Raw genomic sequence first — 13,395 nt, forward strand, 5'->3', positions numbered from 1 at the left:
TAATTTTATTTTTAATCATTTGTTATATAACAGATAGTGCGTGCTTAATCCAAGTATGCGCAGCACTCGAGCGCCGACTTGAAGGACGAGTGTTCCATGCCGCAGCACCGACAGACGTTCTCTTCATCACGTTCTTCCGGTTTGCGGAACACGACGACTTCTTCGACTGGCTCTCTCATGATTTGAAGAGATCCGTCGGCCCGATCGAGGACGAGGCGCATCAAGTCGTTCCCGTAGACGAACGCCGTATTGGCGAGCATCGCTGTCGATTCCCCTGAGATGATGCGACGGACGACCCAACGTTCAATTAACTGTTCGCTTTCGATTTTTTTCGTTGTCATAATGATGCTCCTCCTTTTAAATTCGGTGCTATCGTCACTTGTTGTAAAAACTGTCGACGCCGCCGGTGCAAAATCGGTTCCGTATATCCGTTCGGCGACACGTCGCCTTCGAACACTAAATCTTTCGCCGCTTGATAGGCGATCGAACCCTCCACGTCAGGCGTCATCGGACGATAATGTGGGTCCGACGCGTTCTGCGCGTCGACGACACCGGCCATCCGGACGAGCGTCGCTTCCACTTGCTCTCGGCTACAGACGCCATGATACAACCAGTTGGCCACGTGCTGACTCGAGATGCGGAGCGTCGCCCGGTCTTCCATTAAGCCGACATGATGAATATCGGGCACTTTCGAGCAGCCGACACCTTGTTCGACCCAACGGACGACATACCCGAGCAAGCCTTGCAAGTTATTCTCGAGCTCCTCGTTCACGTCTTCGTCCGTGTAGTCTCGCGTGGCAAGTGGAATCTCAAGCAACCGACTCCGTTCCATCACATGATCGAACGAACGAGCGGTTACTTCACGTTGGACGTCAAAGGCGTCGACTTGATGGTAATGGATTGTATGAAGCGTGGCCGCCGTCGGTGATGGGACCCAGGCCGTCGTCGCCCCGGATCGGACATGATTGATTTTTTCGCGCATCATTTCGCCCATACGGTCCGGCATGGCCCACATTCCTTTCCCGATTTGTCCGCTTCGGTGGAATCCGGCGTCGAGTCCGACCCGGACGTTCGACCGTTCATACGCGTCGAGCCAAGCCGAGGCTTTCATCTCACCTTTTCGGCGCATCGGTCCGAGCGTGAGCGAGGAGTGAATCTCATCCCCGGTCCGATCGAGAAAGCCTGTATTGATAAAGACGATGCGCTCTTTCACTCGTTCAATGCAGTTCTTTAAATTGAGCGACGTCCGACGCTCCTCGTCCATCACACCGACTTTAATCGTGTGACGCGGCAGCTCGAGCACATCTTCAATCGCGTCGAACAAATCGTTCGTGAAGGCGACTTCTTTCGAGCCATGCATTTTCGGTTTGACGATATAGATCGAACGTTCGCGAGAATTTTGTCTAGCGTCGAGATGACGGCTCGAGATGAGCGCTGTGAAAATCCCGTCCAGGATGCCTTCCGGTACTTCACGCCCTGCCTCATCAAGCATCAAATCTGTCGTCATCAAGTGTCCGACGTTGCGAATGAATAAGAGCGATCGGCCCGGTAGTGTGACTTCACGTCCTTCCGGTCCGATATAGTGTCGGTCCGGGTTCAACTTCCGTGTGAGTCGTCTCCCGCCTTTCGTGAATGTCGCCTCGAGTGTCCCGTCCATGAGACCGAGCCAGTTCGAGTAGAGCTGGACCTTCTCTTCGGCGCACACGGCTGCGACCGAGTCCTCACAGTCGATGATGGCCGATAACGCTGATTCGAGCTCGATATCGACAAGTCCCGCTCGATCGGTTTGTCCGATTGGATGGTTCCGGTCAAACTTCAGCTCGACGTGAATCCCGTTGTGGACGAGCAGGAGCTTCTTCGGATCACTCGCCTCCCCAACATAGCCGACGAGACAGTCGTCTTGAAACGAGACGCGCTCCCCATTGATGATGGCATACGGCCTGCTCTCTGACACGAGATAGCCGTCCGCTTCCGCATGCGAACTGTCTCGGAGCGGGAACGTGTCGTCGAGAAACTGTTTGGCGTAGGCGATGACCTTCGCCCCCCGTTCCGGATTATATCCAGCCGTCGACTCCTCGTCCGTGTCGATGACGTCCGTCCCGTACAAAGCGTCGTACAAGCTGCCCCAGCGAGCATTCGCCGCGTTCAACGCATAGCGCGCATTATCGAGCGGGACAACGAGTTGCGGACCAGCCTGCACGATTTCTGCGTCGACGTTCGTGACGTCGATCGTAAAGTCGGAAACGATTGGCTCGATGTAGTTAATGTCTTGCAAAAACTGCTCGTATTGGTGCTGATCGAAGGTTGGACCATGTTCCTTGTACCAGTCCTGTAACAGTCGTTCGTATGCTTCTCGTTCTCGCAACAATGCCTCATTCCGTTCCGTGAAATCGTCTAAAATTTGACCGACCCCATCCCAAAACTCTTGCTGTGAAGCCTCTTCGGGCAACACCCGCTCGGCAATCAAGTCGACAAGCGCACGATGGACACGATATGTGCCGATGCTTACGTATTGTTCCAAGCCGTCACATCCTCCCTTTTAATTGTTATATATCAGTTGAATATAATATAGACTATTATATAACAGTTTGACAACAGTTTTTTTGAATCTTTTTATTTGCCTTCTCTCTCAAAACCGATTACGATACATTGTGTGACCTATCAACGATTGATTCATCAATTAGTTTTAAGGAGGATGTCTCATGCGCGACGCCTGTTCGCTCAGCGACGAAATCCTTTACCACGTCATCACCGTACAAAAAGAACTCGCCCAACTGTTCGATACGGAAATGGACGGACTCAGTTCGACCCGCTTCGACATTTTGAGCAATTTGCATCACGTCGGACCGTTACGTCAACGTGAACTGCAACAACGGGTCGGAGTCGACCATGCCGCCATCACGCGTCACTTGAAACAACTCGAGACACAGGGCTTAATCATGCGCGAACGATGTCTTCAAGACAATCGGGTCATCTTTGTCGATTTGACGGATGACGGTCGCGAACGGATTGCACATTGGACCGAGCAAAAGAAGTGCTTATCGGACCGACTTTTTGTAAACATGAAGGTAGAGGATCAACAACAGCTACTCGAATTGTTAAATACATTACAAACCAACATTCAACACGAAAGGAAGACCCTTATATGAACACGACTACACAAAAAGACTTTATGGAGATCGTCAAAGGACGCCGCTCGATTCGCATCTATGATGAGAACGTCAAAATCTCGAAAGAAGAGATGACACAAATCTTGGAGGAAGCGACGACGGCTCCGTCTTCACTCAACCTACAACCGTGGCGCTTCGTCGTCATCGATAGCGCGGAAGGCAAAGACACGCTCCTCCCGCTCGCAAGCTTCAACAAACGCCAAGTCGAGACGTCATCTGCCGTCATCGCCATCTTCGCCGATTATCAAATGGCCGATTACACAGAAGAGATTTTCGATACGGCCGTTGAACGTGGCCTCATGCCTCCAGACGTCCGCGACCGCCAAGTCGACATGATTACAGGCATTTTCAAAGACGCGCCGAAAGAATCGATCAAAGACAGCATCTTGCTCGACTCAGGTCTCGTCGCGATGCAGCTCATGCTCGTCGCCCGCGCCCACGGCTACGACACGAACCCGATCGGTGGCTACGACAAAGCGAACATCGCGGAAGCGTTCGGCCTCGAGAAAGAGCGCTACCTTCCGGTCATGCTCCTCTCAATCGGAAAAGCCGCGGAAGACGGTTATCAATCGGTCCGCTTCCCAATCGACCGCATCACCGACTGGAAATAAGCAAAAGCTCAAGCGCCTCGGCGCTTGAGCTTTTTTTATCCGATGTATTTGACGACCTCGTTAAAATCGCGGCGAGTCTTCGGCGCGAAGTCACGGGCCCGATGTCCGAACGCGACCATGACCGAGAGCGACCAGGCGCCTCGTTCCATGACGCCTTCCGAAATCAACAATTCGTCAATCTCAGCTTGATTGAACCCTTCAATCGGGCATGAATCGACACCGATTTGGGCGGCGGCCGTCATCATGTTGCCGAGCGGGATGTACGTCTGACGTTTAATCCACTCTTGGAACACACGCTCGTCGTCCAACAATCGATAATCTTGTTCTTGGAACTCACGGACACGTTTTACGCGAAGGGCGTATTCGTCTTCCGTCCGCCCTTGGACGTCCGTGACGATGTGACGGATATAGTCCGAATCGTAGCGCATCGCTTCAGGCGTCCGCGCCAAAATCAACACGAAATGGCTTGCCGTCAACGCTTGTCCTTGCGCGCCCCAAGCATGGTCTTTAATCTTTTGGAGCAAGTCTTCGCGACGAACGACGACGAACTGCCACGGCTCGAAACCGAACGAACTCGGTGACAAACGGCCCGTCTCCAAGATGAACTCGAAATCTTCCTCATCGATTTTTCGGTCCGCGTCGAACTCTTTCGTCGCTTGACGCCAACGATACGCGTCTAAAATATCTTCTTTTTTCACGATTCTCCACTCCCCATTCACCAAGATGACTCCATCATATCAAAACGATAAATGAGAAAGCGCTCATGAAGATTCTTCAATGGTAATCGGACATCCTGTACGTAGCGAAACGGCGTCTCATCGTTCAGAAAATGTAAGTACTCATCGGCTGGATAATAGAGGATGAGGTCGACCGGACGCGGCGTTCGCTCGACCGAGTCGATGATGTTCGCGACGACCTGGCGGAACACGTTCACCGAGAAAGGGTTAAAGAAGTAGAAACGGTTCGCCTCAACGGGCACCTCGAACTGTTCGGCGTAGCCGCGAACGAGCTGAACACTGCCACGCGTCCGATGTTTCTTGGCATAGTTCATCCAATTCGCAAGCGCCGCCTCGTGGAAGCCCCCGTCCATCTCGACACCGATGGCCCGGACCCGAAACGTATAGGCGAGATAAAACGGGAGCCGCCCCTTCCCCGAACCGAAATCGACGACCGTGTCCGTAGCGGCGAGCGGGTAGGCGTCGCGCAACAAGTCGAGCGCCTCATATGGGGTCGGTTCATAGCGATGGTATTCAGCCGAGGCCGGGAATCCTTGTTGCGGTTTCGCCGTCTCGATTTGAAGCAATCGTTCATAGTCTTGTTCAGTCATAAATCTGTCCTTTCTTAGATGGCGCTCTATTTACAGGCGGCAGACAATTTCCTCAGAAATCACAGCATCCTCAACGACATAAATTTGTACCTATAAATTTATCATATTCTGTCTCGAAAATGTGTCATAATACTTTTGTTATCCCCCACATAAAGGAGTAGAGCAACATGCAACATTATTTAGCCATCGATATTGGTGGCACTAGTATCAAATACGGAGTCGTCCAAGCCGACGGCAACCTCCTGTCGAACAAACACGTCCCAACCCCAGCGACGTGGGACGACCTGCTTGATCAAGTCGATGTGATTTTTAACGAAGCTACCGTCGAGGCCCCGCTCGACGGAATCGCCTTCAGTGCGCCCGGCTCCGTCGACTCGACGACCGGTGTGATTCATGGCATCAGCGCATTGCCGTATATCCATAACCGTCCGTTTCTACAGGCGTTCGAACACCGTTATGACTTACCGGTCACCGTCTTGAACGATGCCAATGCGGCAGCACTCGCAGAAGGATGGAACGGTGCCGCCGCATCCGCGAAACGCTACGCGACCGTGGTCATCGGAACCGGCATCGGCGGAGCGTTCGTCGACTCGAACGTCCTTATGGTCGGGTCGCACTTCCACGGCGGTGAGTTCGGTTATTGGATTCTCGACCCGTCTCTCCCCCATCCAGACGGGACGTGGAGTAAGATTGGCGCCACCGCCACTCTCGTCAAGCGTTGCAGCGAACAGCTCGGTCGTCCGCTCACCGGAAAAGACGTGTTCGCGCTTCAAACCAATCCGGTCATCCAAACGGAATTAGAGCGCTTCTATCGCTGGAACGCGATTGGCATGTACAATCTTCAATTCGGACTCGACCCGGAACGGATTCTAATCGGTGGTGGCATCAGTCGCCGTCCGGAAGTCCGGGACGGCATCAAGCGCCACTTGGATGCACTCTGTGACGCGTTCGGGACGTTCCGCATCGACATCGAGACATGTGCCCATTTCAACGAGGCCAACTTAATCGGTGCCGCACGGTTTCATATGTTGACGAAGTGAAAAAAGGGTTTCCACCACGAGTCTGTGATGGAAACCCTTTTATTGCGCGAGGCGGTCTTCATGGAGATGATGATACACCTCGTCTCGAATCGCTGCGAGCGTACGATCATGGACAATCATATGTTCCCGAATCGTCCGGTTGACACGCTCGTTAATCTGTCCGGCCTCCAAGTATCGATCCAACACGGGAAGGCTGAAGTCATCAATCGGCAAATAGGCGATGGGAATCACGGCGGATCCCGATTTCACAGAGACTTGCACGCCGTTCACTTCTGGAAAGAAATAAGATTCATAATACGGTTCGACGACCAATTCTGCTTGCGCCGCATCCCGGACTTCCGGAATCGTCGTGGGCAATGCGATGAAATACACCATTTGATCGAACGAGAATGAGACATCTTTCAATGAGACACCGAGCGTCGCAGCATGGCGTCGCGCTAGGTTGCCGGTCACGAAACGATAACACGGTTGACTCGTCAATAAAATCGAACCGATAAAGGCGACAGTCATCATCATGACGCTAAATTCGGTCATAGCGGCACCCCTTCCCAACGACAAACTTGGTTTTTCCCTTTTGATTTGGCTATGTAGAGGGCTTGATCAGCACACTCAATCAACTGTTCGAGGGACTGTTCGTGAAGCGTGTGCTTCGATGCCACACCGAAACTGAGCGTCAACTGCCCGCCCGGCTGTCGCTCTCCATTTAAAAAGTTCGTCTTGAGCACGGCGCTGCGGATCGTTTCCGCCACTTGGGCCGCCTCAACCTCGTCAAACTGCGGCAACAGGACGACAAACTCTTCGCCACCGAACCGATAGGCCATCTGTTCATCCGGCACGCTTCGTCGAATGACACTCGCGAGTCGCGTCAATAACTCGTTTCCGGCCAAATGACCGTTCGTATCGTTGTAGTGCTTGAAATGGTCGATATCCATGACAATGAGTGACAGCTCGTCCGTTTCGCACTCCCGGAACAAAACGTCCAAATCTTGTTCGAATGAGCGATGGTTTTTCAGACGCGTCAAACCGTCACGAAGTGCCAACGTCTCGATGCGCTGGTACAACATCGTTTGATGGAGCGCGAGCGAGGCTTGCTCCGCAATCGGGCGGACACTGTCAATCTTTTGAGGGGTGATTGGCTTTTTATTGACGACGTTATCGATGACGAGGAGTCCGTAAGGGATGCCTTGATGGTGGAGCGGAAAAATCGTGCACTCATCCATTTGTAAATCGGTATGTAGCATCCGCAGCACCGGGTCGTCAGTGATGCTCGCATAGACATGGAGCGGTCGTCCTGAATCGAGCGTCTGTTTGAACAGGTGGTTGCTATGAAACGGGATCGTCATCTTTCGAATCCGTTCGTTCAACTGTTCATCGTGCGTCGAGTCCGTCTCCTTCTCATCAATCAGTCCTTGAAGGTCAATGTGTTGTTTAGTAATTTCTTCCCAAATCTGAAAGCCGTCTTCTGGATTCATCGGTCCCGTGCCCATGACTCCGTAAATACTATCTTTTTCTAAATCTGCGAAGAAGATAATCGACCGGTTGAATCCGAGCCCGTGCCCGGCTGTCACCGATGTCAAAATCGTTTGCAGCAACCGGTCCGGATCGAGCGTGTCTTGCATCGTAAAGCTGACTTCTCGAAACACGTTCAATTGGCGAGAACTCGCCGTCAGCATCCGTAACCGTCCCGACCGCTCTCGCTTCAACTGTTTGACGTAGCCGAAGAGCAATGCGGCGCCTAATCCGAAAAAGATGTAACTGAGTAACAAGGGGAACGACAACGTCCCGGATTGGCTGTACACCAAGAGCCATCCGACCAAAATGGCTGTCATCATGCCTTTCCAGTGAAAGCAGACGAGTCCCGTCATAATCAATAACAGTACGGACCAATGCAAATCATAAAAGTCGAACAACACCCCGTGCCAAATCACGACGAGACTGCTCGTCCCGGCCAGTAGCCAGCGATTCAGGGCGGGGGTCGTCATCAATCGGAGGACGTTGAGGACGATGGTGATTAGGACGATGCCGCCAATCAATAAGCCATAAACCATGGTTACCCCTCGTTTCATTGAATCATCTATACATTTGATTATAAATCGAATCGTTGAAGGCGGGACCGGATTTGTCCAATCACTGACCAAACTTTTAACTTCCTTGAAGGATTTTCCATAAGATGTCGAACGTCTTTAACTCGACCTCTCGTATGAGTGATTTCACATAATCCTTTCGTTTACTTTAGTGGAGTAACGTGGAATGATGGAATTAACTATCCCATTTAAGCGAGGTGGAAGCGTGACCCGTACCGAACATCTAGAAGCTACACGGATTTTACAACATCTATTTAACGCGTCTTCCTTCGTCGGAATCGACTTCGGTTCCGGCCCAAACCATCATCTACTCTACTTTAAACGAGACGGCGACGAGTCATGGCTCTCGATTGAAGGACCCTGGTACGTCCATTCATCCGGTCCGTCGTTCAACGAAGATGAACAACTCCAACACCTCGTCGGACTGCGCCGTGAACGCGTCCGCTCCGTCCGTTTGACAGAAGACACCCCCAACCTTGAACTGACATTTGAATCTGGATCGGTTTTGTTTGTGAACGGCTATCATGAGCAGTACGAGAGTTGGCAGGCCGGGGACGCCCGCCCGCTCGGAGGCGAACACTTTTTACTCGTCGCCATGCCTCAAGGAGACTTGGCCGTCTTCGCGGAAGATGACGTCTGATGGCAGCCTGGACAGAGATTCTCACGTATATGTTGATTGCCGGTGGCGTCAGTCTCGCCATCATCGTCTTGCGAAAAGTCACGAAGTCATAAGAAAAGAGCGGCCGCGGCCGCTCTTTTCTTATTTCACCGTCTCGTCCTCGAACAAGCTCGCCCCGTTCGTCTGAATGACGTCTTGATACCAGAAGAACGAGTCTTTCCGTGAACGTTCGAGCGTCCCTGACCCGTCGTCGTGCTTATCGACGTAGATGAAACCATAACGTTTGCTGTACTCCCCGGTCGATGCGCTGACAAGGTCGATACAGCCCCAGCTCGTATAACCAATGACCTCGACACCGTCTTCAATCGCCTCCACCATCGCTTTTAAATGGTCACGCAAATACTCAACCCGATAATCGTCATGGACCGAACCGTCCGCTTCGACCTTGTCATAAGCCCCGAGACCGTTCTCGACGATGAAGAGCGGCAATTCATAACGCTCGTACAGTTTGTTTAAGATGACGCGAAGTCCCATCGGATCGATTTCCCAGCCCCAGTCGCTTGCTTTCAAGTAAGGGTTTTTCACACCGCTCATAATGTTCCCGGCTGCCTCGTCTTCCGTTTTCTCCGCTTTCTCGGTACGCGACATATAGTAGCTGAGTGAGAAGAAATCGACCGTGTGTGCTTTCAGCGTCTCGAGATCGCCGTCTTCCATCACGAGTTCAATCCCGTTCTCACGGAAGAATCGTTTCGCGAACGATGGATATTCACCGCGGACGTGAACGTCGCCGCAGAAGAAGTTCATCATGCGCTCGGCGTCATGCGCGTACCAGACGTCTTCCGGGTTCGAGCTGTACGGATAGACCGGCGCCGCGATGAGCATGCAGCCGATTTGCATCGACGGGTCGATTTCGCGCGCCGCTTTTGTCGCGAGCGCACTTGCCACGAGTTGATGGTGCAACCCTTGGTACGTCAACTGCAACTGGTCGTCCCCTTCACGGATGGCCATCCCGAGACTGAGCATCGGCATGAATTGGGCTCCATTGATTTCGTTGAACGTGAGCCAATATTTGACCTTACCTTGATAACGTTCGAACAAGACACGGCTGTATCGCTCGAAGAATGTCACGAGGCGGCGGTCACGCCAGCCACCGTATGCTGTCGCCAAGTGAAGCGGCAGCTCGTAGTGCGAGATGGTGACGAGCGGCTCAATCCCCTGCGCGACGAGCTCATCGATGACGCGGTCGTAGAACTTTAGACCTTCCTCGTTCGGCTCAAGCTCGTCCCCGTTCGGGAAGATGCGCGACCACGCGATCGACATGCGGAACGTCTTGAAGCCCATCTCTTTGAAGAGGGCGATGTCCTCTTTGTAGTGATGATAGAAGTCGATGCCTTCATGGTTCGGGTACGTGTACTCGTCGTGCAACTCGAAATCAAATGTCGGATCATGGATGATTTTCATCCGGTCTTTGCCGCCCGGCATCACGTCCGCGATCGACAGTCCTTTGCCGCCTTCTTGATATCCGCCTTCAAATTGGTTCGCCGCTGTGGCGCCACCCCATAAAAAGTTTTTCGCTACTTGTTTCATATCCATTTCCTCCTTTTAGGCTAAGACGCGCAAGACGCCGTGGTTTGGTTCGACGATGCCGACATGTGTCGGCAAGACATCTAAGTAATTCCCTGTATTCGTGACAATTACCGGGGTAATCGTGTCGTAACCGGCTTGAGCGATGGCTTCTAAATCAAATGTCACCAACACGTCGCCTTCGGTCACTTGTTGTCCGTCTGTGACGAACGATTCGAAGTGTTTGCCCCCGAGCTGCACCGTATCGAGCCCGACGTGAATCAATACTTCGACACCGCTATGCGACCGGAGCCCGATGGCGTGCTTCGATTGATAGACCGTGACGACTTCCCCGTCGAACGGCGCATAGACGACGCCTTCCGTCGGCATGATGGCAATTCCTTTCCCCATCGCGCCGCTCGAGAACACTTCATCGCGAACGGTCTCAAGTGCGACGACTTCCCCTTTGACCGGTGAGGAGACCGGTGTACCGACGTGATCAGTCAAGACAGGTGCTGATTCGACACGCGGCGACGTTTCTTCCGATGCTACTTCTTTATGGAATGCGAACGTGAGTCCGAACGAGACGAGCGTCGCAACTGCCATCCCAATCAACGCACCATAGAATGTCATATCAAGGCCCGTTGCCGGAATCATGACCGGGATACTGAACACGCCGAGACCACCCATCGCATAAGCGGCCGTCCCGAGCATACCGCCGACGACACCGCCGGCCGCGCCGCCAACCATCCCAAAGACGAACGGTTTTTTACGCGGGAGCGTCAATCCGTAAATCGCCGGCTCGGTGATACCGAACACACCAGCGATCGTCGACGAGGTACCAAGTCCTTTCGTCTTCGGGTCACGCGCCTTCAATGTGATGGCGAGCGTTGCCCCGACTTGACCGAATGTCGCCATGAGGACTCCGACGACGATCGTGTCCATGCCGACGACTGCCAAGTTGTTGATGATAATCGGCACGAGCCCCCAATGGAGACCGAACATGACGAGCACTTGCCAAAATGCACCGATGAAAGCGATGGCGACGACTGGACTGAGTTCATATAAGAACGAGTAGCCGCCGGCGAGACCTTGACTCGCGTATGTCGCGACCGGACCGATGGCGAGGAACGTGAGCGGGACAACAATCAAGAGTGCCATCATCGGGGTCGTGAAGTTACGGACCGCCTCATGCGTGTGTTTGTTGAAGAACGTTTCGACTTTCGATGACACGTACGCCGCCAAGATAATCGGAATGACCGAGGACGCGTAGCTCATCAAGACGACTGGCACCGTGAGGAATGAGAGTGACTCGCCCGCACCTTGTATCGCGACGATAGCCGGATAGACGAGCGCACCCCCGATAATCATCCCAATATACGGATTGCCGCCAAACTTCTTCGCTGCCGAATGGCCGAGGATGACCGGTAAGAAGTAGAAGAGCGCGTCGGCAGCTGCGTTCAAGACGATGTATGTGCCCATGTCTTGTGTCAGTAAGCCAAGGGCGACGAGAATGGCGAGCAACCCTTTCAATAGACCGCTACCGGCCATCGGACCGAGAATCGGGGTGAAAATCCCCGCAATCACATCAATCAACCGGTTAAAGACGCCTGTTTTTTCCGTATCGTCGTTCGATGACGTCTGGAACCCACCCGCCTCGACCACGTCCTTGTAGACGTATGGGACGTTGTTGCCGATGACGACTTGGAACTGGCCGCCGCTTTGGACGACCGTGATGACGCCGTCATGATTTTTTAACGCTTCAGGGTTGGCTTTCTGTTCATCTTTCAATTTAAAACGTAGCCGTGTCGCACAATGGAACACGCTTTTGACGTTGTCTTTGCCGCCGACGTGACGAATGATGTCCGCCGCGAGCGTTTTCGTTTGGCTCATACTGTTCACTCCTCCAATTTAGATAAAAAGAAAAACCTAAATGAACGCACACGTGAGGTGTCGTCATTTAGGTTTGGCCTGCTTCATCAGTAACCATCCTTAGGATCGTCGTTCTTTCATTAAGTTTTCGATATGAATCATCATATACAACCGCTCATCGGTTGAGACCTCATAATTGTACTTCGTGGCGATTAGGCCGGCGATTTTCTCGACACACTCGTAAGCGTCCGGATAGCGCAGCTTCACCATCTCGAACAGCGTCTCGTCGCCGCCCGGTTTAATCTGCTCACCAGAGGCAAGTCGTTGGACGAAATACTTCAAATGGGTCAAGAATCGTGAGTAGGCGTATGATTCTTCATCCAAATCAATTTGAAAGTGGTACGTGATGATGGTGAGGATCGCTTGGGTGGCGCGTGTCATCTCGGTGACGAGATGCAAATTTTCGCCTTTGGCGCCCGACATCGTCGCGTTGACGAGATGGAGCGCGATGGCGACCGCCTCGTCTTCGTCTAATTTGACGTCATGGCGTTCGTTGATGAGGGCGACCGCTTCTTTCCCGATGGTGAACTCGGGTCCGTAAAATCGTTTCACTTCCCAAACGAGCGGGTTTCGAATGATGATTCCATCCCGATACCGACTGAGGGCGAAATGGATGTGGTCGGCGAGGGTCACATATAGCGAATCATGGACCGACTTCTCAAGCCGCGTCTCCGCCAACTTGACAATCTCTTTGACCGTATCCATCTCCGCCGCCGGCATCTCATTCAAAAAATGAACGAACCGTTCGTGGCTCTCTTTACTCTCGAGCGTAAAGACTTTTTCAATCCGCGCTTGATCAATCGCATCACCTGGACGTTTTTGAAACGCAATCCCCCGTCCCATGACGACTTGCTCTTGACCGTTCGCTTGAATGGCCACGACGTTGTTGTTGAACACTTTTGAAATCTGCATGGAATCAATTCACCTCCGCTCAAGTTCGAGTGAAAAGAAAAAAACCTAAATTCACACCGGTCCGCCCAATTTGGATGATCGGCATCAATTTAGGTTTTGCCTGCTTGACCAGTAACAATCCCAAAATGGATTTTCTT

At 52.6% G+C, this 13,395-nt stretch carries 13 protein-coding genes; 4 read left to right on the forward strand and 9 right to left on the reverse strand.

Translation table 11 applies throughout. The features are described 5' to 3' along the window. Positions 1-44: 44 nt before the first annotated feature. Both KNO58_RS10160 and KNO58_RS10165 read right to left on the reverse strand, forming a co-directional pair. Positions 45-341 carry a hypothetical protein gene (locus KNO58_RS10160; protein ID WP_214753615.1) on the reverse strand — a complete coding sequence of 99 codons (297 nt, stop codon included), beginning with the start codon at positions 339-341 and terminating at the stop codon, positions 45-47. Further along, positions 338-2,521 carry a malate synthase G gene (locus tag KNO58_RS10165; RefSeq protein ID WP_214753617.1) on the reverse strand — a complete coding sequence of 728 codons (2,184 nt, stop codon included), beginning with the start codon at positions 2,519-2,521 and terminating at the stop codon, positions 338-340. Before KNO58_RS10165 ends, KNO58_RS10160 begins: the two co-directional genes overlap by 4 nt. A gap of 181 nt (positions 2,522-2,702) precedes the next feature. Here KNO58_RS10165 and KNO58_RS10170 point away from each other — a divergent pair, with 181 nt between their 5' ends. Together KNO58_RS10170 and KNO58_RS10175 are read left to right on the forward strand one after the other, a co-directional pair. After that, positions 2,703-3,149: a MarR family winged helix-turn-helix transcriptional regulator gene (locus tag KNO58_RS10170; RefSeq protein ID WP_214753619.1), complete on the forward strand. Its 447-nt coding sequence runs from the start codon at positions 2,703-2,705 to the stop codon at positions 3,147-3,149. After that, positions 3,146-3,781, forward strand: coding sequence for a nitroreductase family protein (locus KNO58_RS10175; protein ID WP_214753621.1), 636 nt, complete (start codon positions 3,146-3,148; stop codon positions 3,779-3,781). The genes KNO58_RS10170 and KNO58_RS10175 overlap by 4 nt, the downstream gene beginning before the upstream one ends. 35 nt (positions 3,782-3,816) lie before the next feature. On the opposite strand, the gene KNO58_RS10180 is transcribed toward KNO58_RS10175, so the two are convergent. Beyond that, positions 3,817-4,479 (reverse strand): NAD(P)H-dependent oxidoreductase, encoded by a 663-nt coding sequence (locus KNO58_RS10180; RefSeq protein WP_114165105.1) that lies wholly within the window; start codon positions 4,477-4,479, stop codon positions 3,817-3,819. A gap of 17 nt (positions 4,480-4,496) precedes the next feature. Continuing rightward, a complete protein-coding gene (locus KNO58_RS10185) occupies positions 4,497-5,108 on the reverse strand; it encodes a class I SAM-dependent methyltransferase (RefSeq protein WP_214753624.1) in 612 nt (203 codons plus the stop codon). 167 nt (positions 5,109-5,275) lie between these two features. Here KNO58_RS10185 and KNO58_RS10190 point away from each other — a divergent pair, with 167 nt between their 5' ends. Beyond that, positions 5,276-6,148, forward strand: a complete 873-nt coding sequence (locus KNO58_RS10190; protein ID WP_214753626.1) for an ROK family protein — start codon at positions 5,276-5,278, stop codon at positions 6,146-6,148. A 39-nt stretch (positions 6,149-6,187) separates the two neighbouring features. Here KNO58_RS10190 and KNO58_RS10195 read toward each other — a convergent pair whose 3' ends face one another. Continuing rightward, positions 6,188-6,682, reverse strand: a complete 495-nt coding sequence (locus KNO58_RS10195) for a hypothetical protein (protein ID WP_214753628.1) — start codon at positions 6,680-6,682, stop codon at positions 6,188-6,190. After that, positions 6,679-8,196, reverse strand: coding sequence for a sensor domain-containing diguanylate cyclase (locus KNO58_RS10200; protein WP_214753630.1), 1,518 nt, complete (start codon positions 8,194-8,196; stop codon positions 6,679-6,681). Before KNO58_RS10200 ends, KNO58_RS10195 begins: the two co-directional genes overlap by 4 nt. A gap of 202 nt (positions 8,197-8,398) precedes the next feature. Here KNO58_RS10200 and KNO58_RS10205 point away from each other — a divergent pair, with 202 nt between their 5' ends. Beyond that, entirely contained in the window at positions 8,399-8,872 is a 474-nt protein-coding gene (locus KNO58_RS10205) for a DUF6188 family protein (RefSeq protein WP_214753632.1), read from the forward strand. 120 nt (positions 8,873-8,992) lie between these two features. Here the strand turns inward: KNO58_RS10205 and KNO58_RS10210 are convergent, their stop codons facing one another. The 3 genes from KNO58_RS10210 to licT all read right to left on the reverse strand — a co-directional run bounded on the left by KNO58_RS10210 (position 8,993) and on the right by licT (position 13,258). After that, positions 8,993-10,444, reverse strand: a complete 1,452-nt coding sequence (locus KNO58_RS10210) for a glycoside hydrolase family 1 protein (RefSeq protein ID WP_483297507.1) — start codon at positions 10,442-10,444, stop codon at positions 8,993-8,995. A 9-nt stretch (positions 10,445-10,453) separates the two neighbouring features. Further along, positions 10,454-12,307 (reverse strand): beta-glucoside-specific PTS transporter subunit IIABC, encoded by a 1,854-nt coding sequence (locus KNO58_RS10215; RefSeq protein ID WP_214753636.1) that lies wholly within the window; start codon positions 12,305-12,307, stop codon positions 10,454-10,456. A 99-nt stretch (positions 12,308-12,406) separates the two neighbouring features. Beyond that, positions 12,407-13,258: a BglG family transcription antiterminator LicT gene (licT, locus tag KNO58_RS10220; RefSeq protein WP_214753638.1), complete on the reverse strand. Its 852-nt coding sequence runs from the start codon at positions 13,256-13,258 to the stop codon at positions 12,407-12,409. Between the last annotated feature and the right edge of the window lie 137 nt (positions 13,259-13,395).

Origin of the sequence: Exiguobacterium sp. J17977 (assembly GCF_018616375.1) — a bacterium.
Classification (GTDB): domain Bacteria; phylum Bacillota; class Bacilli; order Exiguobacteriales; family Exiguobacteriaceae; genus Exiguobacterium; species Exiguobacterium mexicanum.

What these genes read in the sequence shown, in the direction of transcription:
- KNO58_RS10200 (WP_214753630.1), bottom strand. Translation starts at nt 8,196, where the DNA reads ATGGTTTATGGCTTATTGATTGGCGGCATCGTCCTAATCACCATCGTC.
- KNO58_RS10195 (WP_214753628.1), bottom strand. Translation starts at nt 6,682, where the DNA reads ATGACCGAATTTAGCGTCATGATGATGACTGTCGCCTTTATCGGTTCG.
- KNO58_RS10175 (WP_214753621.1), top strand. Translation starts at nt 3,146, where the DNA reads ATGAACACGACTACACAAAAAGACTTTATGGAGATCGTCAAAGGACGC.
- KNO58_RS10170 (WP_214753619.1), top strand. Translation starts at nt 2,703, where the DNA reads ATGCGCGACGCCTGTTCGCTCAGCGACGAAATCCTTTACCACGTCATC.
- KNO58_RS10210 (WP_483297507.1), bottom strand. Translation starts at nt 10,444, where the DNA reads ATGGATATGAAACAAGTAGCGAAAAACTTTTTATGGGGTGGCGCCACA.
- KNO58_RS10185 (WP_214753624.1), bottom strand. Translation starts at nt 5,108, where the DNA reads ATGACTGAACAAGACTATGAACGATTGCTTCAAATCGAGACGGCGAAA.
- KNO58_RS10190 (WP_214753626.1), top strand. Translation starts at nt 5,276, where the DNA reads ATGCAACATTATTTAGCCATCGATATTGGTGGCACTAGTATCAAATAC.
- KNO58_RS10160 (WP_214753615.1), bottom strand. Translation starts at nt 341, where the DNA reads ATGACAACGAAAAAAATCGAAAGCGAACAGTTAATTGAACGTTGGGTC.
- KNO58_RS10215 (WP_214753636.1), bottom strand. Translation starts at nt 12,307, where the DNA reads ATGAGCCAAACGAAAACGCTCGCGGCGGACATCATTCGTCACGTCGGC.
- KNO58_RS10205 (WP_214753632.1), top strand. Translation starts at nt 8,399, where the DNA reads ATGATGGAATTAACTATCCCATTTAAGCGAGGTGGAAGCGTGACCCGT.
- licT (WP_214753638.1), bottom strand. Translation starts at nt 13,258, where the DNA reads ATGCAGATTTCAAAAGTGTTCAACAACAACGTCGTGGCCATTCAAGCG.